Origin of the sequence: Methylobacterium sp. GC_Met_2, from assembly GCF_026540795.1 — a bacterium.
Classification (GTDB): domain Bacteria; phylum Pseudomonadota; class Alphaproteobacteria; order Rhizobiales; family Beijerinckiaceae; genus Methylobacterium.
The window spans coordinates 83227-108524 of record NZ_JALNUM010000005.1; the positions used below are offsets into that span (position 1 = coordinate 83227).

26 protein-coding genes are annotated in these 25298 nt (G+C 67.6%); 9 read left to right on the plus strand and 17 right to left on the minus strand.

The genetic code is table 11. The annotated features are described in order from the left end of the window. Positions 1 to 29: 29 nt before the first annotated feature. From OXS49_RS03560 to OXS49_RS03590, 7 genes are all read right to left on the minus strand, one after another. On the minus strand, positions 30 to 290 hold the full coding sequence (locus OXS49_RS03560) for a BrnA antitoxin family protein (protein WP_244005046.1): 261 nt from the start codon (positions 288 to 290) through the stop codon (positions 30 to 32). Between the two features lie 6 nt (positions 291 to 296). Further along, positions 297 to 638: a hypothetical protein gene (locus tag OXS49_RS03565; protein WP_244005048.1), complete on the minus strand. Its 342-nt coding sequence runs from the start codon at positions 636 to 638 to the stop codon at positions 297 to 299. Between the two features lie 292 nt (positions 639 to 930). Beyond that, positions 931 to 1929 carry a TonB family protein gene (locus OXS49_RS03570; protein ID WP_267421856.1) on the minus strand — a complete coding sequence of 333 codons (999 nt, stop codon included), beginning with the start codon at positions 1927 to 1929 and terminating at the stop codon, positions 931 to 933. A gap of 4 nt (positions 1930 to 1933) precedes the next feature. Continuing rightward, positions 1934 to 2419 carry an ExbD/TolR family protein gene (locus OXS49_RS03575; RefSeq protein ID WP_267421858.1) on the minus strand — a complete coding sequence of 162 codons (486 nt, stop codon included), beginning with the start codon at positions 2417 to 2419 and terminating at the stop codon, positions 1934 to 1936. Between the two features lie 139 nt (positions 2420 to 2558). After that, complete coding sequence (locus OXS49_RS03580) at positions 2559 to 3251, minus strand: MotA/TolQ/ExbB proton channel family protein (RefSeq protein WP_267421860.1); 693 nt, start codon at positions 3249 to 3251, stop codon at positions 2559 to 2561. A gap of 147 nt (positions 3252 to 3398) precedes the next feature. Beyond that, positions 3399 to 3875 carry a Tat pathway signal protein gene (locus OXS49_RS03585; RefSeq protein ID WP_267421862.1) on the minus strand — a complete coding sequence of 159 codons (477 nt, stop codon included), beginning with the start codon at positions 3873 to 3875 and terminating at the stop codon, positions 3399 to 3401. A 67-nt stretch (positions 3876 to 3942) separates the two neighbouring features. Next, the gene (locus OXS49_RS03590; protein WP_267421864.1) at positions 3943 to 4434 is read right to left on the minus strand and encodes a hypothetical protein; all 492 of its coding nucleotides are present in this window, start codon (positions 4432 to 4434) and stop codon (positions 3943 to 3945) included. Positions 4435 to 4841: 407 nt separating this feature from the next. On the opposite strand from OXS49_RS03590, the gene OXS49_RS03595 reads away from it, so the two are divergent. Together OXS49_RS03595 and OXS49_RS03600 are read left to right on the plus strand one after the other, a co-directional pair. Beyond that, on the plus strand, positions 4842 to 5270 hold the full coding sequence (locus OXS49_RS03595; RefSeq protein WP_243924936.1) for an Hsp20 family protein: 429 nt from the start codon (positions 4842 to 4844) through the stop codon (positions 5268 to 5270). Between the two features lie 93 nt (positions 5271 to 5363). Next, a complete protein-coding gene (locus OXS49_RS03600; protein WP_267421865.1) occupies positions 5364 to 5648 on the plus strand; it encodes a DUF1150 domain-containing protein in 285 nt (94 codons plus the stop codon). Positions 5649 to 5668: 20 nt separating this feature from the next. Here the strand turns inward: OXS49_RS03600 and OXS49_RS03605 are convergent, their stop codons facing one another. Next, positions 5669 to 6436, minus strand: coding sequence for an alpha/beta hydrolase (locus tag OXS49_RS03605; RefSeq protein WP_267421867.1), 768 nt, complete (start codon positions 6434 to 6436; stop codon positions 5669 to 5671). A gap of 107 nt (positions 6437 to 6543) precedes the next feature. Here OXS49_RS03605 and OXS49_RS03610 point away from each other — a divergent pair, with 107 nt between their 5' ends. From OXS49_RS03610 to moeB, 3 genes are all read left to right on the plus strand, one after another. Continuing rightward, positions 6544 to 7830, plus strand: a complete 1287-nt coding sequence (locus OXS49_RS03610) for a glycosyltransferase family 4 protein (RefSeq protein WP_267421868.1) — start codon at positions 6544 to 6546, stop codon at positions 7828 to 7830. Between the two features lie 220 nt (positions 7831 to 8050). Further along, the gene (infC, locus tag OXS49_RS03615; protein WP_243924932.1) at positions 8051 to 8572 is read left to right on the plus strand and encodes a translation initiation factor IF-3; all 522 of its coding nucleotides are present in this window, start codon (positions 8051 to 8053) and stop codon (positions 8570 to 8572) included. 161 nt (positions 8573 to 8733) lie between these two features. Beyond that, a complete protein-coding gene (gene moeB / locus OXS49_RS03620; protein ID WP_244005099.1) occupies positions 8734 to 9519 on the plus strand; it encodes a molybdopterin-synthase adenylyltransferase MoeB in 786 nt (261 codons plus the stop codon). Here moeB and OXS49_RS03625 read toward each other — a convergent pair. The 5 genes from OXS49_RS03625 to rpmI form a co-directional block, all read right to left on the minus strand. Next, positions 9508 to 10389, minus strand: a complete 882-nt coding sequence (locus tag OXS49_RS03625) for a DUF1186 domain-containing protein (RefSeq protein ID WP_267421869.1) — start codon at positions 10387 to 10389, stop codon at positions 9508 to 9510. The genes moeB and OXS49_RS03625 overlap by 12 nt on opposite strands. A 10-nt stretch (positions 10390 to 10399) precedes the next feature. Beyond that, complete coding sequence (gene pheT / locus OXS49_RS03630; protein ID WP_267421870.1) at positions 10400 to 12820, minus strand: phenylalanine--tRNA ligase subunit beta; 2421 nt, start codon at positions 12818 to 12820, stop codon at positions 10400 to 10402. A 99-nt stretch (positions 12821 to 12919) separates the two neighbouring features. Beyond that, on the minus strand, positions 12920 to 14002 hold the full coding sequence (gene pheS / locus OXS49_RS03635; RefSeq protein ID WP_244005069.1) for a phenylalanine--tRNA ligase subunit alpha: 1083 nt from the start codon (positions 14000 to 14002) through the stop codon (positions 12920 to 12922). Between the two features lie 151 nt (positions 14003 to 14153). Then, positions 14154 to 14531 (minus strand): 50S ribosomal protein L20, encoded by a 378-nt coding sequence (gene rplT / locus OXS49_RS03640; protein ID WP_267421875.1) that lies wholly within the window; start codon positions 14529 to 14531, stop codon positions 14154 to 14156. Positions 14532 to 14581: 50 nt separating this feature from the next. After that, the gene (gene rpmI / locus OXS49_RS03645; RefSeq protein ID WP_243924925.1) at positions 14582 to 14785 is read right to left on the minus strand and encodes a 50S ribosomal protein L35; all 204 of its coding nucleotides are present in this window, start codon (positions 14783 to 14785) and stop codon (positions 14582 to 14584) included. A gap of 426 nt (positions 14786 to 15211) precedes the next feature. On the opposite strand from rpmI, the gene OXS49_RS03650 reads away from it, so the two are divergent. The 3 genes from OXS49_RS03650 to dapE all read left to right on the plus strand — a co-directional run bounded on the left by OXS49_RS03650 (position 15212) and on the right by dapE (position 20098). Beyond that, positions 15212 to 16342, plus strand: a complete 1131-nt coding sequence (locus tag OXS49_RS03650; RefSeq protein ID WP_267421880.1) for a glycosyltransferase family 4 protein — start codon at positions 15212 to 15214, stop codon at positions 16340 to 16342. A 147-nt stretch (positions 16343 to 16489) separates the two neighbouring features. Continuing rightward, on the plus strand, positions 16490 to 18847 hold the full coding sequence (locus tag OXS49_RS03655; protein WP_267421883.1) for a glycogen debranching N-terminal domain-containing protein: 2358 nt from the start codon (positions 16490 to 16492) through the stop codon (positions 18845 to 18847). Between the two features lie 72 nt (positions 18848 to 18919). Further along, the gene (gene dapE / locus OXS49_RS03660) at positions 18920 to 20098 is read left to right on the plus strand and encodes a succinyl-diaminopimelate desuccinylase (RefSeq protein WP_244005076.1); all 1179 of its coding nucleotides are present in this window, start codon (positions 18920 to 18922) and stop codon (positions 20096 to 20098) included. Here dapE and truA read toward each other — a convergent pair. From truA to recR, 4 genes are all read right to left on the minus strand, one after another. After that, positions 20080 to 20841 (minus strand): tRNA pseudouridine(38-40) synthase TruA, encoded by a 762-nt coding sequence (truA, locus tag OXS49_RS03665; protein ID WP_244005078.1) that lies wholly within the window; start codon positions 20839 to 20841, stop codon positions 20080 to 20082. The genes dapE and truA overlap by 19 nt on opposite strands. After that, positions 20841 to 21770 (minus strand): methionyl-tRNA formyltransferase, encoded by a 930-nt coding sequence (fmt, locus tag OXS49_RS03670; RefSeq protein ID WP_244005080.1) that lies wholly within the window; start codon positions 21768 to 21770, stop codon positions 20841 to 20843. Before fmt ends, truA begins: the two co-directional genes overlap by 1 nt. Before the next feature lie 7 nt (positions 21771 to 21777). Beyond that, positions 21778 to 22293 (minus strand): peptide deformylase, encoded by a 516-nt coding sequence (gene def, locus OXS49_RS03675; protein WP_267421888.1) that lies wholly within the window; start codon positions 22291 to 22293, stop codon positions 21778 to 21780. A 90-nt stretch (positions 22294 to 22383) separates the two neighbouring features. Beyond that, positions 22384 to 22989, minus strand: coding sequence for a recombination mediator RecR (gene recR / locus OXS49_RS03680; RefSeq protein ID WP_244005084.1), 606 nt, complete (start codon positions 22987 to 22989; stop codon positions 22384 to 22386). Positions 22990 to 23401: 412 nt separating this feature from the next. Here recR and OXS49_RS03685 point away from each other — a divergent pair, with 412 nt between their 5' ends. Further along, on the plus strand, positions 23402 to 25021 hold the full coding sequence (locus OXS49_RS03685; protein ID WP_267421889.1) for a phosphoenolpyruvate carboxykinase: 1620 nt from the start codon (positions 23402 to 23404) through the stop codon (positions 25019 to 25021). Positions 25022 to 25298 lie beyond the last annotated feature (277 nt).

The following is a 25298-nucleotide window of genomic DNA, read 5'->3' on the forward strand; positions in this document are numbered from 1 at the left end:
GCGCCAACGCGCCAAGCTCAAATCCTGCGTTAGTCCTGAGCGGCAGGAATGAGCGTCTTGAGCGCCGCGTTGATGCGGTCCTGCCAGCCCGGCCCATCCTTCTGGAAATGGGCGAGTACCGCACTGTCGAGGCGAAGGCTCACCGTCTCCCGCGTACCGGGGGGCGTTGCGGTCCTGGGTGCCGCCTGCTGCGGGGGAGCCTCCGGCTTCGGAGACGTCGCGGCACGGAAAGCCGCCTCGGCTGCCGCGCGCGGATCGGTGAAGCGGCGGCGATTGCGATCTTCGGCCATCGGCCTCTAACCCTTTGCGGCGGTCTTTTTCGGCGCAGCCTTCTTGGCTGCGCCCTTCCCAGCACCTTTGGCCGCGACCTTCGCGGCAGCCTTGGCTTCCTTCTCGGCCGCCTTGGTCTGGGCCTCGGCTTCTTCCTTGGCCAGTCGAAGCGCCCGCAACTTGACGGTCTTCTCATCGACAGCCTTGATCGCCGCGTGATGCTCCGCCATCGCCTGCGCACCCTCGCGCGCCATCCGCTCGGCGCGTTCGGCCCGCTCGATGCGATTGTCGGCCCGCGTCTTCGCCTCCGCTTCCGCGTCGCGCGTTGCATTCTCCTCGTCGAGGTCGAACTCGGTCTCGTCGCTCATCCTGTCCCTTTCGCCCCAGCGCAGCGTATCCGACCCTTCGCAACCTGCGCGGGACGGCGACTGGGCAGGTCCGGCCTGTTGGAGGGGGAGGGCAAGGCCGGATCTTCACACCCGTGTCCCGTCGCCGAAGGCACACGGACGCGTGTTCAAGCTGACTTTAGCATGCCCGTCGGGTCGAAGGCGAATCTGCAACGCTCGCCGGGTATGCCAGCGCACAATATTCGCCAGGATCACCGGAAGCTCAGACCAGTCCAGATTCCGGCGTTCTTATCCACGCGTTGTGAGGCAAGGCTTATCTCACTCGGAAGTTGAGCGGGATGGAGACGGACAGGCTAGGCTGAGTCACGCCTGCCGGTGCGGCCGGAAGGCTGCCGCGGACGGCCGAGAGCGCGGCGCTGTCGATCTGCCCGACGCCACTGGAGCGTGCGAGGCCTGCAGCCGTAACTTGGCCTGAGCGCATCACGGTAAAGCGGACCACCGCCGTTCCGCCTCCGGTGCCGTTGGCGGCGCCCGCATTCATGCGCCCGTGGATCGCCGCACTGATCGCACCCGTCCATTGGCGCAGAGCGCTCGGATCGCTACCCGCCGCGGCGCGGCCCGCCGCGTTCTGGCGTGACGCCGAGGCGGAGTTGCGCGCTTCGGCGCCCTCCTGAGCCTTCGCCTGACGGGCTTTGGCCTCCCGCGCGGCCTTCGCCTTAGCCTCGCGAATGTCCTCCAGACGCTCCTGACGCGCCTCCTCGCGCTTCTGCTCGCGGAGCTTCTCCTCCCGGACCTTGCGCAGCTTCGCTTCCCGCTCAGCCTTGAGCTTGGCGGGATCGGGCACCGGCTTCGGCGGCTCCTCGGTCTTGGCGATCTCGGCGGGCGGGGGCGTCAGCGGCTGTGCCTCCTCCGAACTCGACGTGATCACCTGGCTCGGGGTCTCGACCGCCTCGGCCTGCGGCGGAGGCTCGACCACCGGGGTCTCGTCCGGCTTTACTTCGGCCATCTCGGTCGGTGGCGGCGGCTGGACCGCCTCGTCGGGCGGCAGGTCGACGGGCTTCGTCTCCGGTGGCGCGGCTTGGCTCATTTGCTGCTCGGACGGTGCCTCCGTCGGCGCCTCCGTCATGATCGGCGCCAGATCCACGGTGATCTGTTGCTCGCCGGGCGGCGTCGGGGGCGCAAGCCGTAGGACCATCGCGGCGGCCAGTACGAGGGCATGCAGCCCCAGTGCGACCAGGAAGGCCACGACCAGCCCGGATGGGCGGCGTTGCCCGAACCCCTCGGGCGCATCCGTCGATACGAACGTGTTCATCGGCTCAGCGGGCGGTCCCGGCAGGGGCGGCAGCGGCCGGCGCAGACTGGGGCGCCGGTGCGCCGCCGGGCGACTGCGCGATCAGCGAGACCTTGGTGAAGCCGGCCTGCCCCACCAGTCCCATGACCTCCATGACCTTGCCGTAGGGGACGTCCCGGTCGCCGCGCACGAGGATGACCTGATCCTTGTCGGCCGCCGCCATCTCGCGCAGGCGCGGCACCAAGCTCTCCATGGTAAAGATTTCCTTGGCGATCGAGGGCTTGCCGTCCTTGTCGACCGTGACCTCCTGGGGCTTCTTCGACTGCGCCACCTTCGGGGCCGCGGTCTTGGGCAGCTGCACCGGCACGCCCGTGGTCATCAACGGCGCTGCGACCATGAAGATGATCAGCAGCACGAGCATCACGTCGACCATCGGGGTCACGTTGATCTCGGACATCGGCATGTCTTCGAGATCGTCGTCGTCGCTCGCGCGAATGGATCCCATCGCCATCGGGCGTCTCCGGTTCGGTGCGTTCAGCCCACGCGTGGGCGGTCCTTTTGAAGTGGCTCAGAGCCTCTCACGAGGCTCCCGATCACCGGGAGCCCTCCCTCTGCGCGCGACGGAGCAGCGGGCGTTCTGTGGGAGGCGTCTACTCGGCGGCGGCGCGGTGCGGTGTGCCGGCGCGGTCGCGCGCCAGACGGTTGCCGAGCAGCGAGATATAGGACGAGAAGGTGCTCTGGATCGCGCCCACGTCGCCCGACAGTTTGTTGAACGCCATGACGGCCGGGATGGCGACCACGAGGCCGATTGCGGTGGCGAACAGCGCCTCCGCGATGCCCGGCGCCACCACGGCCAGCGACGTGTCCTGGCTGCGCGCGATCGACGAGAACGAGTTCATGATGCCCCAGACGGTGCCGAATAGCCCCACGAAGGGTGCGGTCGACCCGGAGGTCGCCAGCAGGGACAAGCCGGTGCGCAGGCGCTTCACCTCCATCGTGAGCGCGCCCTTCATCGCCCGCTCAATCCGCTCTCGGCGCTCCGCCCGGGTCTCGGAGGTGTCTTGATCGCGCCATGCATCGATGCCGGCCCGCGCGATGTGGCCGGCGATGCCGCTGAGTTCGCCGTCAAGCTTGCCGCCGGATTGGACCAGCGTGGCGAATTCCTTGGCCTGACGCCGGGCTGCGGCGAGGCGGATGATCTTCTCGAACACTACGGTCCAGCACGCGATCGAGGCGACAACCAAGAGGATCATCACACCCTTCACGATCGGATCGGCCTGAAGGAACAGGCCGAGGAACGAGAAGTCGTGGGCGGCCTCGATCGGCGCTTGTGTCGGGTCCATCGCGGGCTCCTGGCGTCCTGGTCTCACGCGGCGTTGCGCCGCCGTCCTATCGGGGTGCGGCGAATGCCGCTGACCGCCCGGCGATACCTGCCGCCGGACGGTCTCACCGCTTCGTCCGTCCAGCGGCCGGGATCAGCGGTCGCGAGATCAGCGGTCGAATGGGATGCCGGCCTTCGAATCCGTCTCGGTCCGTTCGAGACACGCTTCGCGGCCGGCGTCGCTTCCGTCGCAGGACAGGACGTCGTTCAACAGGACGCGCCCTACCTTGTTGCAGGCGATCCCGGGGAAATCGAAAATCTTCACGAGGGTCTTCCGGGGTGGGAGCGGCCCGAGTTCCACCGCCACACGCTTCTGTGCGACTCCGTCCGTATCAAAGGCGAAGAGATCGACTTTGTAGGATTTGAGACTCGCCCCCCTGGTGTTGTCGATCACCATTGTGATGCGGCACGCCTCAGCGGCCGTCTCGACCTTGTTGAGCTGCAGCTTCAGCGGCCCGGCCTTCTCGGGCGCGTCTTGCGCCAGGGCCGAGACCACGAGGAGCGCCGAGAGCGCGACGCAGGCCGCCGTGTCGAGGGCGATACGCCCGATCCGCCGGCGGTACAGGGGAACGCTCAAGGCAAGCACCGAACCGTCATCCTCTTCCTCGTCCTGGGGCCTGCGCCCGCCGTTCCCGCCCGATCCCGGAGGGGATTCAGTGAAGTACAACGCCACCGCGGCAGGATGTCGGCGCCAAGCGCTCGGCTGCCGCATCGAGCGGATCGACGGCCGCCCGGACCGCCGCCACGAGCCGCGGTGCCGTGCCCCGCCCGGTGATCTCCGCTGCCGCCTCCTCGAGATCCGCCCAGAGCCGTTTCCGGCCCCGGTTGATCAGGTTGACCAGCGCGCATTCATGACCGGTCACGCGGCAGCAACTCGCCGGCATGAACGACCAATCCTCCTCGCGCTCCACTCGTAGCGCACGGATGATCGCCACCACGCAGGCCACGAACCGGCACCCTTCCGCCGGCCCGAGTAGTTGTTCGGCCCCGTCGAACGCAGCATTCCAACAGGCCACATCGCTGGTCATGTAGCCGGCTGCAACGAAACGAGCCACTGACAAGGCCAGGATCTCGGCCTCGTCGCCGCACACGTCGACCACGCGCTGCAGCGCCGCACGGTCCGACAGGGTCTGGGGCGCGTCCATGGGCGCTTTGCCTCGCGTCGCAGCTGAAATCCGAGCGATCGCCCGATGTGATCGTCCGATCGCCAGCCGCGGCAGTAAGCCACCGGCGCGGCCTTGATCAAGGCCCAGCTCAAAAATCAGAGCAGTTCCAAACTGTTAGTCGGAAGCGTGACGGCTCAAAAACTTGCCAGTATTCCCTAACTATCATTGCCGAATATGCCCAGCACGGCTGTGCCGACCGGTGGTGGACTAAACGAGAGGCGTCCCTTGATGGCCAGCACCACCGTGGCCATATCGCTCTACTGCCGGCGGCGTCTCGTCCGGCGGAGCGCTGCCCCGGTGGGCTCCCTGTCGACGAGGTGCTTGGGCATTGCGGGGCGGCGGCAGGCCCCGGGGGCAGAGGCCTCGCTTTCTGGATGACGGCCGCGATGACGCGCACTTCGCCCTTCGGGCATCCGTTCCTGCTTGGGTTCGACGAGATCGAACAGGCCCTCGACCGGGTCTCCAAAGCCACCAACGATGGCTATCCGCCCTACAATATCGAGCGCCTGCCTCGGACCGAGAGCGAGCCTGAAAGGCTCCGCATCACGCTCGCGGTCGCGGGTTTCACCCGCGAGCAGCTCGACGTGATGCTGGAGGACAGCCAGCTCGTGGTGCGCGGCCGGCAGGTCGACGAGCGCGAGCGTCATTTCCTCCACCGCGGCATCGCGGCCCGGCAATTCCAGCGCACCTTCCTCCTTGCTGACGGCATGGAGGTGCTGGGCGCGGATCTGGCCAATGGCCTGCTGTCGATCGACCTCGTTCGCCCAGAGCCGGATCGAATTGTGCGCAAGATCGATATCGGCGCGCGCGGTTGAGATTGATCGGACGGCAGCAATCCCCACATGGGCTTGGTGCTGTCGGTGCCTTCGGGACCGGCCGCGGACGCTCTGCCAGCCAGGAGGGCATTGATGACCGTTCTTAATCCGTCGCCCCTGACCCCCGCCGATCTCGATCCCGCCGACTTCCAGCCGGCCGATCTTGCGGCGCTCGGTGAGGGGCACATCGCCTACGTGCGGCCGATCCGGTCCGACGAGGTGCGCCGCTTCTTCCCGCAGGCCCCTGAACTGACGCCCGGACTCGATCTGTTCGCGCTGCTCTCGGCGAGCGGTGCACCGATCATGCTTGCCGATTCCCGTGCTGTCGTTCTGGCCAATGCTGCCGCGCAGGATCTGCAGCCGGTCAGTCTGCACTGAACCAAGCGGGCTCCGGCCCGTCAGGTTATCTCGGCCACCGCCGCCACGAGCCGTGCGATATCCTGCGGTCGCGACAGGCGGTGGTCACCATCCGCGATCAGCGTCATCACCGTACCTTCGGCCGGCAGGCGGCCGAGGATCTTGAGGGCGTGGGCATACGGTACATCCGTGTCGCGCATGCCCTGAAGGATATGGATCGGGCACGTCGGATCGATGGGGCTCCCAAGCATGCAGTTCCGGCGACCATCCTCGATCAGCTTCAGAGTGAGCGGGTCCGGTTCGGGCGCATAGTCGCTGGGTCTGCGCAGGACACCGTCGCGCATCAGCATGGCGCGCCCCGCCTCGGTGAGGCGTTCCCAGATCAAATCCTCTGTGAAGTCCAGAGCCGGGGCGATGAGCACGAGGCCCGCATTTGGCGCGCCACCCGCTGCCCGGTCGCGGGCTGCAAGGCAGGCGATCCAGCCGCCCATCGAGGAGCCGACCAGGATCGGGGGCTCGCCGACATGGGTACCCAACACGGCCTGCGCGTCCTCCAGCCAGGAACTGATCGTGCAATCCGTGAACGTGCCGCTCGACTCGCCGTGGGCTGCATAATCGAACCGGACGAAGGCGCGCCCTGCTTGAGCAGCCCATTGATCGAGGGCGGTTGCCTTCGTGGCCTTCATGTCCGAGCGGAAACCGCCCAGCCATACCACCGGCGGCCCCGAGCCGGGTCGCGCGCGCACTGCAATACGACGCTGCGTGTCGCCGGTGCCGACTGTGAGGAAGCTTGGCTCCATATCGGGCATCCTGATCTTCGATATCCCCATCCAAGCGTGAAGAAACACCGTCCTTGATACGGTTCGCTTCAACATCCGTTTACCGGACCGTAAAGCGCGGCTGTGATGCTGAAGCAATGGCAGCGAGCATTTGGCAGATACCGGCAGGCGGCATGCGCGTCCTGGCCGAGGGACCGCGGACGGGCGCCGAGTCGCGCGGCCTGACGGGCTTTCCCAGCGAAGTGGGTGTCCTGGCGGGCGCTCGGATCCTCCAGATCATCCCCGAACTCGAAGCCGGCGGCGCCGAGCGCACGACGGTCGATGTCGCGGGCGCCCTGGCGTCCGTCGGGGCGCGTGCCCTGGTGGCGACCGAGGGCGGGCGTCTGGTCGGCGAATTACAGGCGAAGGGCGGCCACTGGCTCCGATTCCCAGCGGCCTCGAAGAACCCGGCGGCGATGGCGGTCAACGTCGTGCGGCTCATGATGCTCTGCCGCCGCGAGGGCGTGCAACTCATCCATGCCCGCTCGCGCGCGCCGGCCTGGGTGGCGCTTGCTGCCGCGCGCCGGCTCGGCCTGCCGTTCGTCACGACCTATCACGGCAGCTATTCCGGCCGGACCAGCGTGAAGGTGCTCTACAATTCCGTCATGGCCCGCGGGGACGTGGTGATCGCCAACTCGCGCTACACGGCCGATCTCATTACGCGGATGCATGCTGAGCAGGCCGGAGACCGGGTGCAGGTGATCCACCGGGGTACCGACCTCGCCGTTTTCAACCCTGTGGCAGTCGGTGCCGGCCGGGTCGAGGCCCTGCGCCGAGCCTGGAACGTTGCGCCCCACGAGCGGGTGATTCTGCTGGCGGCCCGCCTCACCGCCTGGAAGGGGCATCGCGTGCTGATCGAGGCGGCCGCGCAGATGCGCGACCGGGGCGTGCCGGATATCGCTGTCGTGCTGGCCGGCGATGCCCAGGGCCGAACCTCCTACGAGGGCGAACTCGACGCGCTGATTGCGGCCAGGAATCTCGGTGCCGTCGTCCGCCGGGTCGGGCATTGTACCGACATGCCGGCGGCCTTCCGGGCCGCCTCCGTGGTGGCCGTGCCGTCGATCGAGCCCGAGGCGTTCGGGCGGTCGGCCGTCGAAGCGCAGGCGCTCGGGACACCGGTGGTCGTCTCGGATCTCGGGGCTGTCCCCGAGACCGTTCTGGCACCGCCGGATGTCCCGGCCGGACAGCGCACCGGCTGGCGCGTCCCACCGGGCGATGCCGCCGCTCTCGCGTCGGCGCTGACTGAAGCCCTCTCGCTCGGCGCGAGTGCCCGGGACGCCATGGCGCGCAGAGCGCGGACCCATGTGGAGACTCACTTCTCCTTGGATCGCATGGTGGGAGACACCCTCGCGGTTTATGCCGAATTGCGCGGGGGAGCCCGTTAATCAAAGCCCGGTTTGGGGGCACGGATGACGCGCGGCATCGGCTGTTTATTTTCAGTCCGCGCCTCGGTCAGCCGTTGACTCTGGCCGCGCTTCCCCCAACGTAGTATGTCCGGAAGAGACCGGAGCGGCCGGCGGCCAGGTAATCCTTCAGGGGATTGTCGGGTCCGCCATTTCGTCGTTGCAGCAGGAGACCGAAGCCATTCGTAGACCGATGAGAGCCATGCCGGCCCCGCAGAAGGACGGGCCGCGCGCCAACCGCGACATTCGCGGTGTGCGAGAGGTGCAGCTGATCGACGATACCGGCCAGAACCGCGGTGTCGTTGCCTTCTTCGACGCGCTGACTCTTGCCGAGGAAGCCGGCCTCGATCTCGTGGAGATCGCGCCAAATTCCGTGCCGCCCGTCTGCAAGCTGCTCGATTACGGGCGCTTCCGCTTCAACGAGCAGAAGAAGCAGAACGAGGCCCGCAAGAGGCAGAAGACAGTCGAGGTCAAGGAGATCAAGCTCCGCCCCGGCATCGACAAGCACGACTACGACACCAAGATGAAGTCGGTTCACCGCTTCTTCGAGGAGGGCGACAAGGTCAAGGTGACCCTGCGCTTCCGTGGCCGTGAAATGGCTCACCAGGATATCGGCCTGCGCCTCCTGGAGCGTGTGAAGCACGAGACGGCCGAGATTGCCAAGGTCGAGAGCGAGCCGATGCTCGAAGGTCGGCAGATGATCATGATTCTGGCGCCGCGCTGAGCGAGCCGCGGCCCTGCTCGTCATGATCCTGATTCGCGGCCTGGGACGGTTTGGTCCCAGCGCTGTCGATCGTCCGCGCTCCGTTTCGGCGTCCGACCGGACATGGAACACCCGCTGGATCGGTGCTTCCGCCGGCCGCCGGGACGGCCTATGGCCTGCGCATGGCCCTCGCTCCCGATGAGATCGAACGCTACGCCCGCCACCTCGTCCTTGCCGAGGTCGGTGGTCCCGGTCAGGCGCGCCTGAAGGCGGCTCGGGTGCTGGTCATCGGGGCGGGAGGCCTAGGCGCCCCGCTGATCCAGTATCTCGCCGCCGCCGGGATCGGCACGATCGGTATCGTCGATGACGACGTGGTCGCCCTCTCAAATCTTCAGCGGCAGGTGATCCACGGTACGCCGGACCTGGGTCGTCCGAAGGTCGAGAGCGCCGCCGATGCCGTGGCCCGCCTCAACCCGCATGTGGCCGTAAGCCCCCATCCGGCCCGGATCACACCCGACAACGCGGTCGACCTGATCCGCGGCTATGACCTCGTGGCGGATGGGTCCGACAATTTCGCCACCCGATACGCCGTCTCGGATGCCTGTTTCCATGCGGGCCGGCCGCTGGTGACGGCAGCTCTAGGCCGGTTCGACGGCACGCTCACGACGATCCGGGCGCACGAGACCGGCCCGGACGGGAACCCGAATCCAACCTATCGCTGCCTGTTCCCGAACCCGCCGCCCCCCGGCAGCGTGCCCGCCTGCGCGGAGGCAGGCGTTCTCGGAGCGCTGGCAGGCGTGATGGGTTCGCTGATGGCCATGGAGGTTATCCGCGCGGTGGCGGATTTCGGCGAGCCCCTGGTCGGGCGCCTGCTGATGGTCGATGCCCGCGCGATGCGGTTCGAGACGCTGCATTATGCGTGGGATCCGGACAATCCGCTCAGCGGCAGCGGGACGTCAGCCGAATAGGGGCCCGGGGGGCATCCAGGGCCCTTCGGCCTGCTCCTTGCCGAGGCAGCATTTCTTGAACTTCTTGCCCGAGCCGCAGGGGCAGGGATCGTTGCGCCCGACATCCTTGAACGGATTGCGCTGCGGCTCGCCGGCACCTTCCACGGTCCAGTCGAGGGCGTCGATCGCATCGTCCAAGTAACCGTACTGATAGGGGCCGAGCCGCTCCCGGTCGTGGGGCTTCGCCTCGGCCTTGCGCAGGGCCTCCTTGAACCACTCGGCGTCGCTGACCTCGTCGGTGATGCGCCCGTCGGCGCGGGCCGCGGCAACCCGGGGGGCGAGGTCCCGGAAGCCGAGATGCGCGATCGTCTCCTCCCAGCCGGTCCAGGCTGGAGCCTCCTCGACGGCGGCCTGCGCGTCGTCGAAGCGGACGAGGAGGTCGTGCATCGCGGCGCGGTCGATGCGGCCCTCCAGGGTGAGGAAGGTGCAGGCGCAGAGCAGCGCCATACGGGCGAAATCGTCGACGGTGCTGTCGAGGATCAGGCGGAACAGCGGCTGCGGATCGCCATCGAATAGGCTCGCCAGCACCTTGGCCAGGGTCGCGGTCAGCGCATCGCCCAGCACGGCATCGAGGCTCTCCTCGTCCTGCCGCAGGAGACGCAGAAGGGGAGCGAGGGCCCGCGTGTCCCGGGCCTGGGCCATGACGTGCAGGCCCCAGAACAGGAGGTTGGCCTCCTCCGGGGTCAGCTCGCGCTCGTCTGCCGCCTTCTCGAGCAGCGGCAGCGTCGCCTCGGCGATCGCGGCTGGATGCTTCACGGCCTCGCGCAGAGCCGCGGTCGGCCGGCGCTCGGCCGCCGCCAGATCCGCGATGAGCAGGGCGGTCCGGTCCATGCGGTTCCCCTCAGGCGCGCAGCGTCGCGCCGGTCCGGCGCATAACTTCGGCGACGATTTTGGCGCTCACGGCCTCGATCTCGGCATCGGTCAGCGTGCGGTCCACCGGCTGCAGCCGCACTGCGATCGCCACCGACTTCGCGCCCTCCGGCACGCCTGGGCCCTCGTAGAGATCGAACACATCGACCGCCGTGACCAGCTTGCGCTCAGCGTTCTGGGCCGCCTTGATGATGTCGCCGGCCGGCACGTCGCGGCCGACCACGAAAGCGAAGTCGCGCGACAGGGGCTGGAATTCGGCGAGCACGAGCGCCGGCTTGGCCTTGGTCGGCTTCTGCTTGGGGAGCGGCAGCGCGTCGAGCACGATCTCGAAGGCGACGAGGCTGCCCTTGAGATCGAGGGCCTGAAGCGTCCGCGGGTGCACCTCGCCGAACCAGCCGATCTCGGTTTTTGGCCCAAACCGCAGCGTCCCCGAGCGGCCGGGATGCAGCCAGGACGGTCCGCCGGCCGTCACCTGAAGCCCACCCGTCGGCACGCCGAGGCTGCCAAGCAGCGCCAGGGCGTCGGACTTGGCGTCGAACGCGTCTACAGTCTCGGTCGCGCCATCCCAATGGCGCCCGGCTCCCGACAGGGTCGCGCTGCCCCGGCGGATCGCCGCCGCGCGGATCGTCTGGCCCTCCGGCTCGTCGGAGGCGAAGCACTGGCCGACCTCGAACAGGGCGGCATCCGGGTAGCCGCGGTCCGCGTTGCGCTGCGCCACGCGCAGCAGGCCAGGCACGAGGCTTGGGCGCATGTCCGACAGGTCGGAGGCGATCGGATTGGCTAGGGCAAGGTCGGCGCCGCCGCCGCCGAACAGCACGGCATCGTCATGCGACACGAAGGACCACGTCACCGCCTCCAACAGGCCGCGGCTCGCCAGGGCGCGCTTGGCAGTCCGCGTGCGTTTCTGCATCACCGTGAGCAGCGCACCGCCGATGCCGGCCAGACGCGGCAGGGGCGTCGCCACGATTCGGTCGAGGCCGGCGATACGCACGATCTCCTCCACGAGGTCGGCTTTGCCCTCCACGTCGGGCCGCCAGGACGGGGTGTGGACCTGCACCCGCTCGCCGGTGTCGGAGACGTGGAAGCCGAGCGTCTCCAGGATTCGCTGCATCTCGCCGGGCTGGACGTCGAGGCCGGCGAGGCGGCGAACCTCGGTCCAGGGGAAGTCGATGATCCGCTCGAATTCGGGCGGTTCGCCGGCGATCTGTGCTACGCTCGGCGTGCCGCCGCAGAGGTCGACCACGAGGCGAGTTGCGAGATCGAGTCCCGGGAGCGCGAAGGCCGGATCGACGCCGCGCTCGAAGCGGTAGCGGGCATCGGTGATGATGCCGAGGCGCCGGCCCGATTGCGCGATGTTGGTCGGATCCCACAGGGCCGATTCGATCAGCACGTCCGTGGTGGTCTCATCGCAGCCCGACGCTTGGCCGCCCATGATGCCGGCGATGGATTCGACGCCGTTCCCGTCGGCGATCACCACGGTATCGCCGGAGAGCGTGTGAGTGCGGCCGTCGAGGGCGAGCAGGCTCTCGCCGTCCTGCGCCCGGCGGACAACGAGCCTGTCGGAGACCTTGGCGGCGTCGAACACATGCAGCGGGCGGCCGCGGTCGAAGGTGACGTAGTTGGTGATGTCGACCAGCGCGTTGATCGGGCGCAACCCGATGGCCCGCAGCCGGGCTTGCATCCAGGCCGGGGAGGGGCCGTTCCTGACGCCGCGCACCAGCCGCAGGGCGAAGAGCGGGCAGAGGTGCCGGTCGCCCGCATCGAAGGCCACTTCGACGCCGACTGGGCAGGGGCCCTCGCCGGGCACGACCGGCAGGGCCTCGCGCTTCAGCGTGCCGATGCCGGCGGCGGCGAGATCGCGGGCGATGCCGTGGACCGAGGTGCAATCCGGGCGGTTGGGCGTCAGGTTGATCTCGATGACCGGATCGTCGAGTCCGGCATAGAGCGCGTAGGACTGGCCGATCGGAGCCTCGGCCGGGAGTTCGAGGATGCCGTCATGGTCCTCGCCGAGGCCGAGTTCGGCGCCCGAGCAAAGCATGCCGTGGCTCTCGACGCCGCGGATCGTGCCGACCGACAGGGTGATGTTCTTGCCCGGGACGTAGGTGCCAGGCGGCGCGAAGACCGACACGAGGCCGGCGCGGGCGTTCGGCGCTCCGCAGACGACCTGCGTCGGCGCGCCGGCCCCGGTCTCGACGGTGCAGACCCGCAGCCGGTCGGCGTTCGGATGCTGCTCGGCCGTCAGGATCTTGGCGACCACGTAGGGCTTGAGCGCAGCGGCCTTGTCCTCGACGCCCTCCACCTCCAGGCCGATCCGCGTCAGCGTCTCGGCGATGGTGTCGAGGGAGGCCTCGGTGTCGAGGTGGTCCTTGAGCCAGGAGAGGGTGAATTTCATGATGGACCTTCGAGAGCCTGATGTCGGCTCGACCGTCGGAGGAACAGGATTGCGGGGCCATCACCGGGGCCGGAGGGGCGCGGGTGGAGCCGGGGCGACTTAGCCCGTGAGGCCGCCCACGAGGCTCGGCACATCCAACGGCCGGAACCCGTAATGGTCGAGCCATCGGACATCCGCCTCGAAGAACGGGCGCAGGTCCGGCATCCCATATTTGAGCATGGCGATGCGATCGATGCCGACCCCGAAGGCGAAGCCCTGGACGACGTCTGGATCGAGTCCGCAATTGCGCAGCACGTTCGGGTGGACCATCCCGCAGCCTAGGATTTCCAGCCAGTCGTCGCCCTCACCGAAGCGGATTTCGCCGCCCTTGCGCGAGCACTGGATGTCCACTTCCGCGGACGGCTCGGTGAACGGGAAGAAGGACGGCCGGAAGCGCATCTTGACGCCCTCGACCTCAAAGAACGCCTTGCAGAATTCCTCCAGCACCCATTTCAGGTTGGCGATGTTGGCGCTAGTGTCGATCACCAGCCCCTCAACCTGATGGAACATTGGCGTGTGGGTCTGGTCGGAATCGTGCCGGTAGGTCCGGCCCGGAATGATCACCCGGATCGGCGGCGTTCGCGCCCGCATCGTCCGGATCTGAACCGGCGAGGTGTGAGTGCGCAGCACCTTGCGCTTCCCGTCGCGGTCCGGCGCCAGGAAGAAGGTGTCGTGCATCTCCCGGGCCGGGTGGCCGGGCGGGAAGTTAAGGGCGGTAAAGTTGAGCTCGTCGGTCTCGATGTCGGGCCCTTCGGCCACCGCGAAGCCCATATCGGCGAAGATCGCGGTGATCTCGTCGATGACTTGCGAGATCGGATGGATCCGTCCGCGTACCTCCGGCGCCTCGCGAGCCGGCAGGGTCACGTCGATCCGCTCGGAGGCAAGACGGGCCTCCAGGGCGGCTTCGGCGAGTTCGGTCTTGCGCGCAGTAACGGCGCCCTGCACCCGATCGCGCAGGCCGTTGATCAGGGGTCCGCGCTCCTTGCGCTCCTCCGGGGTCATGCTGCCCAAAGTCTTCAGAAGGTCGGAGATGCTGCCCTTCTTGCCGAGCGCGGAAACGCGCACCGCGTCGAGGGCCGCCTCGTCGGCGGCCGTCGATACCTGGGTTAGGAGGTCGCGTTCGAGGGTGTCGAGATCGGTCATCGCAGTCATCGAACTGGGTTGGAAAGGCGCCGTCGCGGGTGCTGTCGCGCGTTGTGCGCCCGGGCGCAAGCACCGGACGGACCCTTGAAAACGACGAAGGCGCGGCCCCCGGGGGAACCGCGCCTTCCGTGCGTCTCGCCGTGGGCCCGGATCAGGCGGCCTTGGCGGTGGTCTGGGGCAGCGCGGCCTTGGCCTTCTCGACCACGGCGGCAAAGCTAGCCGGCTCGTGGATCGCCAGTTCCGACAGTGCCTTGCGGTCGACGATGATGCCCAACTTCGACAGACCGTCGATGAAGCGCGAATAGGTCAGGCCGTGCTCGCGGACCGCCGCGTTGAGGCGCTGGATCCAGAGAGCGCGGAACGTGCGCTTCTTGTTCTTGCGGTCGCGGTAGGCATACTGCATGCCCTTTTCGACCGCCTGCTTGGCGATGCGGATCGTATTCTTGCGCCGGCCGTAATAGCCCTTGGCGGCCTTCAGAACTTTCTTGTGCTTCGCGTGACTGGTCACGCCGCGTTTGACGCGGGCCATCGGTTATCTCCTGGATTCGACGAAAGACAGTGGCAACGGGTGTTGAAGGCTTACCGCGCGTTCGGCAGGAAGTACTTCTTCACGTTGGCGGCATCACCCTCGAACATCGTCGTGGTGCCGCGCAGGTTGCGGATCTGCTTAGTCGTCCGCTTGATCATCCCGTGGCGCTTGCCGGCCTGGGCGTACATCACCTTGCCGGTGCCGGTGATCTTGAAGCGCTTCTTAGCGCCGGATTTGGTCTTCAACTTGGGCATTTGGCTCTCCGTTGCGCGAATATTCCCGGAGCCGACCCGTGAAGGTCGGATGAGGATCGCGCGTTGATGCTTCTGATGGAGCAGCACGAGCCGCCACGGCAGCCCTATCGGCCGGGCGGTTCGACGCGGGGCGGCTTATGACAGAAAGTTGACGCGGCGGCAACGTTTGGGCTGCAGGGCGGATCGGGTGAAATTGCCGGCCACGGACCTATGACGGCGGAACGGTCCTGCCCCGAGGCTGTTTCGGTGCAGACTGAAAGCAGTGGTGATTCGGAGGAATTCGGGGACAGCGAGCGCACCGCACAAAACGGTGCGCGACACCGGGGTCGCCAGGAACCATAACCTTAGCCGTCAGTTTCATTCATGTCCCGCTCAGGCCGGCAGGGTTAGACCCCCCGTCAAATTCGGCCAACTAGGAGACACTCCGTGCGCATTGCCCAGATCGCTCCGTTGTCGGAGGCCGTTCCTCCGAAGTTCTACGGCGGCACCGAGCGCGTCGTCAGCTGGATTACGGAGGAACTGGTCCGCCAGGGCCACGAAGTCACGCTGTTCGCCAGCGGCGACTCCGATACGTCTGCCAAACTCGCGTCTTGCACCCCAGAAGGCCTGCGCCTGTTGGGCTACCGCGATCACACCGCCAGCCACTTGGCAATGCTGCATCAGGTGCACCGCCGCGCCCACGAATTCGATATCCTGCACTTCCATATCGACCTGCTGCAGTACCCGATGTTCGAGGACTTGAACCACAAGTGCCTCACAACGATGCACGGCCGTCTGGACGTGCCGGATTTCATGCCGGTTTACCGCACTTTCACCGGCATGCCGCTGGTCTCGATCTCCGACAACCAGCGTCTGCCCATGCCGCCGACCTCGAACTGGCTGGCGACGATCCATCACGGCCTGCCGACCCAGAACTGCCCGTATACCCCCGAGACCAGGGGCGGCTACCTCGCGTTCCTCGGCCGGATCTCGCCCGAGAAGCGGCCCGACCGCGCCATCGAGATGGCGATCCGCTCCGGCACGCCGCTCAAGATCGCCGCGAAGGTCGACAAGGCTGATCAGGATTACTGGAACGAGAAGATCGAGCCGATGATCCACCACCCGCTGGTGGAGTTCATCGGTGAGATCAACGAGGAGCAGAAAAAGGATTTCCTCGGCAACGCCCTGGCGCTCGCCTTCCCGATCGATTGGCCGGAGCCGTTCGGCCTGGTAATGATCGAGGCGATGTCGGCCGGCACGCCGGTGATCGCCTTCCGGAACGGCTCGGTGCCGGAGGTGATCAAGGATGGTGTGAGCGGCGTGCTCTGCGAGACTATGGACGATGCCGTCGCCGCGGTGGCCAAGGTGAAAACCATGAGCCGCGCTGGTGTGCGCCGCCACTTCGAGGGCAACTTCACCGCCGAGTGCATGGTCAAGAAATACGTTGCTGCTTACGAGGAACTACTCAGCCGCGGTGCCGATGTGATCAAGCTGCCGAGCTCGAGCTTCAAGCCGCAATACGGTGAGCTGAACGGCTCTGCCCGTCCGGCGATTCCCGTCGCTGCCATGCCGGCGTAATCATCGGCACCGGGCTTGCAAGACGGGCCTGGATTGGCCGAACGTCTTAAAGGCGACTCATCCATCAGGTGAACAAGGGCCGCGGCATCAGCATCGATGCGGCGGCCCTCTCGATTCGTACCCTCACAGCACCCGGAGATGCCCTGCATGGCGGACAACACGGCAGCGGCCCAAGAGGCTTTGAGTCATGGGGCGACGACCCGGAATGCGGCCGCCGGCCCAGGTTTCGCGCACGGTTTCCAAGACGCGGACGACGTGCTGCCGCCCTACCACATTGAGGCGCAGACCTCCCTGGTGGAGCGGCCGCTCCGATCGCTGAAGTTCGGTGAAGCGTTCGGGGTTCTGGACTCCTACGGCGATATCGGTGTTCAGCCGGGACCCGAGGGCCTGTATTTCCAAGACACGCGCTACCTGTCCCGCCTGGAAGTGACCGTCGAGGGACAGCGCCCGCTGATGCTCTCCTCTGTGATGCAGGACGATAATGGCGCGCTCAGCGTCGACATGACGACGCCCGACATCCGCATCGACGCCCACGACGAGACCTCGATCCCCCGCGAGACGATCGCGATCGAGCGCACCAAGTTCCTGTTCCGCGGCGCCTGCTACGACCGGATCGGCCTGCGCTCCTTCGATTCGAAGCACCGCCGCCTGCGGATCGCCGTGATTTTCGACGCGGATTTCCGCGACCTGTTCGAGGTGCGCGGCACCGACCGCAAGGAGCGCGGCAAGCGCGGCGTGCTGGTGGCGAGCGATCGGGAAGTCCAGTTCCGCTATGTCGGCCTGGACGAGATCGTGCGGACCACCGCTCTGCATTTTGGCCCGAAGCCGGACCTGATCGAGCCGGGCCGCGTGGCCTTCGACGTGTCGCTGCCTCCGGAGGGCAAGGTTTCGCTGTTTATTCGCGTGACCTTCGAGGCGCACCGGGCCTTCACCAAGCCGCCGACCGACACGATGGTCGGCGAGGATGCGGCCGCCAAGCTGACGCTCGCGGCCAACGCCGGCGGCGCCCGGCGGGAACCGAAGGATCTCGGCGAGGGGATGATCTTCGCCCGCGCCTACCGGGATTCGCGCCGCGACCTGCGGACGCTGACGGCCGGGATCACAACGATCATCTCGTCGAACGACCAATTTAACGAAGGCCTCTGCCGGGCGACGGCCGACCTCTACATGCTGGCGAGCCGCACGCCGGAGGGGATCTACCCCTTCGCGGGCATCCCCTGGTACTCCACGGTGTTCGGCCGCGACGGCATCATCACGGCGATGATGGCGCTCTGGATCGACCCGAAGTTCGCCCGGGGTGTGCTGCGCTACCTCGCCTCGACGCAGGCTAAGGCGGTCGATCCTGCTGCCGATGCCCAGCCCGGTAAGGTGCTGCACGAGACGCGTCGCGGCGAGATGGCGATGCTCGGAGAGGTGCCGTTTCGGCACTATTACGGAACGATCGACGGCACGCCACTCTTCGTGATGCTGGCTTGGGAATACTACGCTGTCACAGGCGATCTCGAGACCGTGCGGGCGATCTGGCCGGCGCTGGAACTCGCCCTCGACTGGATGGACCAATACGGCGACCGGGACGGCGACGGCTTCGTCGAATACGCCCGCGACACCGACAAGGGTCTGGAGAACCAGGGCTGGAAGGACAGCCACGATTCGATCTTCCATACGGACGGTCAACTCGCCAAGGGGCCGATCGCGCTCTGCGAGGTGCAGGGCTACGTCTATGCTGCCAAGCATGGCATGGCGAAGCTCGCGGCGCTGCTCGGGCACGATCCGCTGGCCGAGCGCCTGACCCAGCAGGCCACAATCCTGCGCGAAAAATTCGACGCGGCGTTCTGGAACGAGGAGATTGGCACCTACGCGCTCGCCCTCGACGGTGAGAAAAAGCAATGTGCCGTGCGCTCTTCCAATGCCGGCCACGCCCTGTTCACGGGAATCGCTAAGCCGGAGCGTGCCGAGCGGGTCGCCGAGACCCTGCTGGGCAAGGACGGGTTCAACGGCTGGGGTGTGCGTACGATCGCCAAGGGCGAGGCGCGCTACAACCCGATGTCGTACCACAACGGCTCGATCTGGCCGCACGACAACGCGCTCATCGCGATGGGTCTCGCGCGCTACGATCGGAAGCACGAGGCGGCGCGCATCTTCCAGGGGATGTTCGACACCTCGCTCTACCAGGACCAGAAGCGGCTGCCGGAGCTGTTCTGTGGCTTCATGCGGCGCAAGCAGCGCGGGCCGGTCTCGTACCCCGTGGCCTGCAGCCCGCAGGCCTGGGCTGCAGCGGCGCCCTTCGCGTTCCTGGCCGCGTGCCTCGGGCTCGAACTCGACCATGCCGGTAACAGCGTCCGGTTGAAGAACCCGATTCTGCCGGGCTTCCTCGACGGGGTAACGCTCTACAACGTTCGGCTCGGCCAATCGCATCTCGATATCCGGTTCCAGCGCTACGACGACGACGTCACCGTCTCGGTGCAGCGCCGCCACGGCGACGTGCAGGTGGTGGTCACCAAGTAGCGGGACTCCCCCTCGCGGCCCGCTTCGGGGTAAGCGGGCCGCGAAGGCGCTTTCCGCCGCCGAGGACGCTCCATGCCGGCAGAGCACGATGCCCCGCACCCCGCTCTGCGCCTCGCGCAAGCCCTGATCCGCTGCCCCTCCGTCACCCCGGAGGATCGCGGCGCCCTCGACGTGGTCGCGGATGCGCTCGGGCTGGTGGGTTTTACCATCGAGCGGCCGGTCTTCGCCGAGTCCGGCTATCCCGACACGCCGAACCTGTTCGCGCGTATCGGGACGCGTGGCCCCTGCCTGGTCTTCGCTGGCCACACCGATGTCGTGCCGGAGGGAGAGGGGGCCTGGCGACACGGCCCCTTCGACGGCGCGGTGGCCGACGGGATGCTGTACGGCCGCGGAGCCGCTGATATGAAGGGTGGCATCGCGTGCATGCTCGCCGCGACCCTGGCCTTCCTGGGACGCCGAGGCGCCGACTTCTCCGGGTCCATCGCCTTCCTGATCACCGGCGACGAGGAGGGGCCAGCGGTCAACGGCACCGTAAAGCTACTCAACTGGGCGCGCACGCGCGGCGAGCGCTTCGATCATTGCGTGCTCGGCGAGCCGACCAATCCGGGCCGGCTGGGCGAGATGATCAAGATCGGCCGCCGGGGCTCGCTCACCGGCAAGCTCACGGTGCTCGGCCGACAGGGCCACGTCGCCTATCCACACAAGGCCAAGAATCCAATTCCGGGACTCCTGCGCCTCGCCTCGGCGCTGATTGCGGAGCCGCTCGACCGGGGCACGGCGCATTTCGACGCCTCGAATCTTGAATTCACGACGATCGATGTCGGCAACCCTGCGACCAACGTGATCCCGGCGACCGCCCGGGCGACGTTCAACGTGCGCTTCAATGACGACTGGACGGCCGAGAGCCTGGGTGGCGAGGTCCGCCGACGGCTGGAGCAGGCGGCCGGGAACGCGGTGCACTTCACCCTCGATCTTCAGCCTTCGAACGCGCCCGCGTTCCTGACGCAGCCTGACGCCTTCGTGGATCTAGTCTCCGCGGCGATCCAGGCCGAGACCGGCCTGACACCGATCCTGTCGACCACGGGCGGTACCTCGGATGCCCGCTTCATCAAGGATGCCTGCCCGGTGATCGAGTTCGGCCTCGTGGGCGAGACCATGCACCAGACCGACGAGTGCGTAGCCGTCGCCGATCTGGAGCGGCTGACGGCGATCTACGAGCGGGTTCTGGAGGCTTATTTTTCGAACTCGTAGTCTACCCCCACGAACGTCAGCCCCGCGGCCGGCGCCAGGGGCCCACACCGGCGCTTGTCGCCGGTCGCCAGGATATCGGCGACATCGTCGGCCGAGAGCCGCCCGCAGCCGGCGAGCATCAGCGTGCCGACCATCGCGCGCACCTGATGGTGCAGGAAGGAGCGCGCCGCGGTCGCCACGACGATCTCTTCGTGCAGCGCCATCGGTACATGGGCGACGTCGAGCTGCTCCAGCGTGCGCATCGGGCTCTTGGCCTGGCATTCGGCGGCCCGGAAAGCCGAGAAGTCGTGGTGGCCGACGAGGCGCTGGGCCGCCGCGCGCATCAAATCCGCGTCCAGCCTCCAAGGCACCTGCCAGACCCGGTCCCGCGTGAGCGCTGCCGGGCTGCGCCGGTTGAGGATCCGGTAGCGATAGTGGCGCCGGATCGCCGAGTGGCGGGCATCGAAGCTCTCCGGCACGATCTCGGCCGAGAGCACGGCAACCGGCTGCGGCCGGAGATGCGCATTGACGGCGTCGCGGACGGTGTCGGTCCGCCACGCCTTGGCGAGGTCGAGATGGGCAACCTGATGGATCGCATGAACGCCCGCATCGGTTCGTCCGGCGCAGGTCGACCGAACATCCTCGCCCGAGAAGCGCAGCACGGCGGCCTCGATGGCCGCCTGCACCGTGGGTTCATCGGCCTGCCGCTGCCACCCGCAGAACGGGCCACCATCGTATTCGATGACAAGCTTGTAGCGGGGCATCAGCCGAGGAAGGCCCCGGGCGTCAGCCGGGCACCGCGGACGAACTCGGCCCCGCTCGCACTGCCACCCTTGCCGGCCCGGCGCAGCTCTGTCAGACGCACAGCCCCCGTCCCGCAGGTGACGGCTCCCTCGGCGTCCAGCAGCGTCCCCGCTGCGCCCGATCCGACACTGGCCAACGCGCGCAAAACCTTCACCCGCTCCGGGCCCTTGCCGAGATCCAATTCGAAGAAGGCGCCGGGGAAGGGCGACAGGCCGTTGATCTGATTGGCGACTTCGGCGGCCGGGCGAGACCAGTCGATCCGTGCCTCGGCGTTGGTGATCTTATGGGCGTAGACGACACCCGCGTCCGGCTGCGGCGTGAAGGTGAGCGCCCCCTGATCGAGAAGGCCCAGGGCGCGGGCCATCAGGTCGGCGCCGACCGGCATCAGCGCGTCGTGTAGTTCGCCCGCTGTCATGCCGGGGGTGATCGCGACCCGTGCCTCCAGGGCGACCGGCCCGGTATCGAGCCCGGCTTCCATCCGCATCACGCCGACACCGCTCTCGGCATCCCCCGCCATTACCGCACGCTGGATCGGCGCAGCCCCGCGCCAGCGCGGCAGCAGGGAGCCGTGCAGGTTCAGGCAGCCGTGCTTCGGCGCGTCGAGGATCGCCTGCGGCAACAGCATCCCGTAGGCCACCACCACCGCGACCTCGGCCCCATGCGCGGCGAACGTCTCCGCGGCCTCCGGCGCGCGCAGGGTGGGGGGCGTCAGAACCGGCACGCCAAGCTGTTCGGCCAGCGCGTGGACCGGGGAGGGGCGCAGGCTCATGCCGCGGCCGGCCTTGGCGGGGGCACGAGTATAGACGGCCGCGATGGTGTGGCCGTCCTGAGCGAGCCTGGCCAGCGTCGGCACCGCGAAGTCCGGGGTGCCCATGAATACGATGCGCATGGCCGGCTCAGGCCGCGTCGCGCTTGGCCGCCTTGGTGAACTTCTTGAGCACCCGGTCCCGCTTCAGCTTCGACAGGTGGTCGATGAACAGCACACCGTTCAGATGGTCGATCTCGTGCTGGATGCAGGTGGCGAGCAGGCCATCGGCCGCGATCTCGTGCTCTTTGCCGTCGAGGTCGCGGAACTTCACGCGGACCCGGTCCGGCCGCTCGACCTCGCCGTAATATTCGGGGATCGACAGGCAGCCCTCGTCGTAGACCCGCTTCTCCTCCGAGGACCAGACGATCTCGGGATCGATGAAGACCTGCGGCTTGCGCACGCCCTCCTCCTTCGAGGTATCGATGGTCACGACGCGCTTCGCCACGCCGACCTGAATCGCCGCGAGGCCGACGCCAGGGGCGTCGTACATCGTCTCGAACATGTCGGCCACGAGGGTCCGGATCTCGCCGGTGATCGGGCCGACCGGATCGGAGATGCGGCGCAGGACGGGATCGGGGAGGATGACGAGCGGGCGGATGGTCATGGCGGCAACCGGCAGGGATAGCGCCGGGTCGGGTCCGGGCTTTTTTGTCGAATAGGATGCGGGTCGAGACCGGTCAAATAGCGTGCGGCCTCAGAACACGGTCCGGCTCCGGATCGCCGCCGTGAGCGTCCCCTCGTCGAGGTAATCGAGTTCCCCGCCGACCGGCACACCGTGGGCGAGGCGCGTCACCTTCACGTCGCAGTGGCGGATCGATTCCGTGACATAATGGGCCGTGGTCTGCCCATCGACGGTGGCGTTGAGCGCCAGGATCACCTCCGTGACCACGGGTTCGGCCACGCGCTCCACCAGGGAGGCGAGATTCAGGTGCTCCGGCCGCACGCCGTCGAGCGCCGAGAGCACGCCGCCGAGCACGTGGTAGCGCGCCTTCACGGCCCCGGAGCGCTCCAGCGCCCAGAGATCGGAGACATCTTCCACCACCACCAGGGTCGTGGGATCGCGCTCGGTATCCCGGCAGATCGTGCAGGGCTCGGAGGTATCGACGTTGCCGCAACTCGTGCAGACGACGATGCGCTCGACCGCGACCCGCATAGCGTCCGCCAGGGGGCCGAGCAGCGTGTCGCGCCGCTTGATGAGCTGCAGGGCGGCCCGCCGGGCCGAGCGCGGGCCCAGCCCGGGCATGCGGGCGAGAAGCTGGATCAGGCGTTCGATCTCGGGGCCGGCGACGGCTTGGGGCATCGTGCCTCTGGAAAGAGTCTGGGGCGTGGACGGGGGCGCTGTCCGCGACGGGCATACCTGTCGCCGGTCGGCATGCAAGCGCGACCCAGTGCATCATCGAGATATGGGTATTCCCATGCCGGTCCGCCCGTGTCGTGTGATCGGCCGATGCGGGTGACTGCTTACAGACATGGGTTCCTGCAGGCGCAACTGTGGTCTAACCTGTTTGTCCACATTGCGGGCCTCCCGCGAAGCTCATAATGACAGCGAAGCTTCGCCGTCTACTCAGTGGAAGGGGAAGCGGCCGGGGAGCGGTGAACCTGCGTGCGGCGGACCTGTACGACCGCACGGACGTCCCCCGGGCAATCCCGGACGCGGATCGCGTCCGGCACAGTCGCGTCGACGGTCGAACAGGGGCCCGGGAGATACACTCTTGACCAACATCGGTGATCACAACGCGGCCCACGGGGCCGAGGTGGCCGGCTTCCGCGACCTCAAGGCCGTCCACTGGAATTTCGAGGCGCCACGCCTCTACGAGGAGGCGCTGGCCCGCAAGGAGGTCCAGCTCGCCCGCGGCGGCGCCATGGTGGCGACCACGGGCAGCCATACCGGCCGCTCGCCCAAGGACAAGTTCGTGGTGCGCGACGCGAGCACCGAGAACGAGGTCTGGTGGGATAACAACGGCGCGATCACGCCGGATCAGTTCGAGACCCTGCGCCAGGATTTCCTGACGCACGCCGCCGGCAAGGAGCTGTTCGCCCAGGATCTCTACGGCGGTGCCGATCCGGCCCACCGGGTGAAGGCCCGGGTGTTCACCGAACTCGCGTGGCACTCGCTGTTCATCCGCAACCTGCTGATCCGGCCGGATCGTTCGGAGATCGCCGCCTACGTGCCGGACCTGACGATCATCGACCTGCCGAGCTTTCAGGCCGATCCCGCCCGGCATGGCTGCCGGTCCAAGACCGTGATCGCCATCGATTTTTCCAAGAAGCTCGTGTTGATCGGCGGATCCGCCTACGCGGGCGAGATGAAGAAGTCGGTCTTCACCTATCTCAACTACATCCTGCCCAAACAGGGCGTGATGCCGATGCATTGCTCGGCCAATGCGGCGCTCGACGCCGAGGGCGGCTCGGCGATCTTCTTCGGATTGTCCGGCACCGGCAAGACCACGCTGTCGAACGATTCCTCCCGCCAGCTTCTCGGCGACGACGAGCACGGCTGGTCGCCCGAGGGCATCTTCAATTTCGAGGGCGGCTGCTACGCCAAGACGATCCGGCTCTCGCGCAACGCCGAGCCCGAGATCTACGCCACCACCGAGCGCTTCGGCACGGTGATGGAGAACGTGGTGATCGATCCCGTCACCCGGGCGCCCGACTTCGACGACGCGTCGCTCACCGAGAACACCCGCTGCGCCTACCCGCTCGACTTCATCGCCAATGCCAGCGCGACCGGCCGGGCCGGGCATCCGAAGAACATCGTGATGCTGACCTGCGACGCCTTCGGGGTGATGCCGCCGATCGCCAAGCTCACCGGCGCCGAGGCGATGTACCACTTCCTCTCGGGCTATACCGCCAAGGTCGCGGGCACCGAGCGCGGCCTGACCGGGCCCGAGGCGACCTTCTCGACCTGCTTCGGCGCCCCGTTCATGCCGCGGCACCCGAGCACCTACGGCAACCTGTTGCGCGATCTGATCGCGGAACACGGCGTCGATTGCTGGCTGGTCAACACCGGCTGGACCGGCGGCGGCGTCGGCACCGGCCGGCGGATGCCGATCCGCGTGACGCGCCGCTTGCTGAGCGCGGCGCTCGACGGTTCGCTGTCGCAGGCGGAGTTCCGGCGCGATCCGTATTTCGGCTTCGCTGTGCCGGTGGCGGTGCCGGGCGTCGAGTCGCACATCCTCACCCCGGTGAAGACCTGGGGCAACAAGGGCGCCTTCGTCGAGACGGCGGCCCGGCTGGTGAAGATGTTCGACGACAACTTCAAGCGGTTCGAGGCCCATGTCGATTCCGACGTGCGCGCCGCCGGGCCGACCGCGCAGGCGATCGCGGCCTGATCGGGCGCTGGGGGCGGCCAAATCGGCCGCCCGTCGTGCGGCTTTTCTGCTTCCGCATCTCCGGCCGCAACGCATTCTCCTACATGTGCCAAGCTGAGCGACGAGCCAGCCCTGATCTCAATTCCGGGACGCCCGGAGCCGCAAGGCTCCGATGCCAAATCGTGTCGCGCCGGACATACGTCATCGTCCCCACCCGCCTTCCGGCGCCGGGGGCATGGCCCAAGAGAGACAACACGCGGGACGCGGGACGCCGCGGGAACCCAGGTGTCGGCCAAGT

Bases quoted from the DNA above. Each gene is read 5' to 3' on its own strand.
- rplT (WP_267421875.1), bottom strand. From the start codon at position 14,531: ATGGCCCGCGTCAAACGCGGCGTGACCAGTCACGCGAAGCACAAGAAA.
- OXS49_RS03560 (WP_244005046.1), bottom strand. From the start codon at position 290: ATGGCCGAAGATCGCAATCGCCGCCGCTTCACCGATCCGCGCGCGGCA.
- OXS49_RS03610 (WP_267421868.1), top strand. From the start codon at position 6,544: ATGGCAGCGAGCATTTGGCAGATACCGGCAGGCGGCATGCGCGTCCTG.
- OXS49_RS03600 (WP_267421865.1), top strand. From the start codon at position 5,364: ATGACCGTTCTTAATCCGTCGCCCCTGACCCCCGCCGATCTCGATCCC.
- OXS49_RS03655 (WP_267421883.1), top strand. From the start codon at position 16,490: ATGGCGGACAACACGGCAGCGGCCCAAGAGGCTTTGAGTCATGGGGCG.
- infC (WP_243924932.1), top strand. From the start codon at position 8,051: ATGCCGGCCCCGCAGAAGGACGGGCCGCGCGCCAACCGCGACATTCGC.
- truA (WP_244005078.1), bottom strand. From the start codon at position 20,841: ATGCCCCGCTACAAGCTTGTCATCGAATACGATGGTGGCCCGTTCTGC.
- pheT (WP_267421870.1), bottom strand. From the start codon at position 12,820: ATGAAATTCACCCTCTCCTGGCTCAAGGACCACCTCGACACCGAGGCC.
- moeB (WP_244005099.1), top strand. From the start codon at position 8,734: ATGGCCCTCGCTCCCGATGAGATCGAACGCTACGCCCGCCACCTCGTC.
- recR (WP_244005084.1), bottom strand. From the start codon at position 22,989: ATGCCCCAAGCCGTCGCCGGCCCCGAGATCGAACGCCTGATCCAGCTT.
- OXS49_RS03605 (WP_267421867.1), bottom strand. From the start codon at position 6,436: ATGCCCGATATGGAGCCAAGCTTCCTCACAGTCGGCACCGGCGACACG.
- OXS49_RS03590 (WP_267421864.1), bottom strand. From the start codon at position 4,434: ATGGACGCGCCCCAGACCCTGTCGGACCGTGCGGCGCTGCAGCGCGTG.
- def (WP_267421888.1), bottom strand. From the start codon at position 22,293: ATGACCATCCGCCCGCTCGTCATCCTCCCCGATCCCGTCCTGCGCCGC.
- fmt (WP_244005080.1), bottom strand. From the start codon at position 21,770: ATGCGCATCGTATTCATGGGCACCCCGGACTTCGCGGTGCCGACGCTG.
- OXS49_RS03625 (WP_267421869.1), bottom strand. From the start codon at position 10,389: ATGGACCGGACCGCCCTGCTCATCGCGGATCTGGCGGCGGCCGAGCGC.
- OXS49_RS03575 (WP_267421858.1), bottom strand. From the start codon at position 2,419: ATGGCGATGGGATCCATTCGCGCGAGCGACGACGACGATCTCGAAGAC.
- dapE (WP_244005076.1), top strand. From the start codon at position 18,920: ATGCCGGCAGAGCACGATGCCCCGCACCCCGCTCTGCGCCTCGCGCAA.
- OXS49_RS03580 (WP_267421860.1), bottom strand. From the start codon at position 3,251: ATGGACCCGACACAAGCGCCGATCGAGGCCGCCCACGACTTCTCGTTC.
- OXS49_RS03565 (WP_244005048.1), bottom strand. From the start codon at position 638: ATGAGCGACGAGACCGAGTTCGACCTCGACGAGGAGAATGCAACGCGC.
- OXS49_RS03570 (WP_267421856.1), bottom strand. From the start codon at position 1,929: ATGAACACGTTCGTATCGACGGATGCGCCCGAGGGGTTCGGGCAACGC.
- pheS (WP_244005069.1), bottom strand. From the start codon at position 14,002: ATGACCGATCTCGACACCCTCGAACGCGACCTCCTAACCCAGGTATCG.
- rpmI (WP_243924925.1), bottom strand. From the start codon at position 14,785: ATGCCCAAGTTGAAGACCAAATCCGGCGCTAAGAAGCGCTTCAAGATC.
- OXS49_RS03595 (WP_243924936.1), top strand. From the start codon at position 4,842: ATGACGCGCACTTCGCCCTTCGGGCATCCGTTCCTGCTTGGGTTCGAC.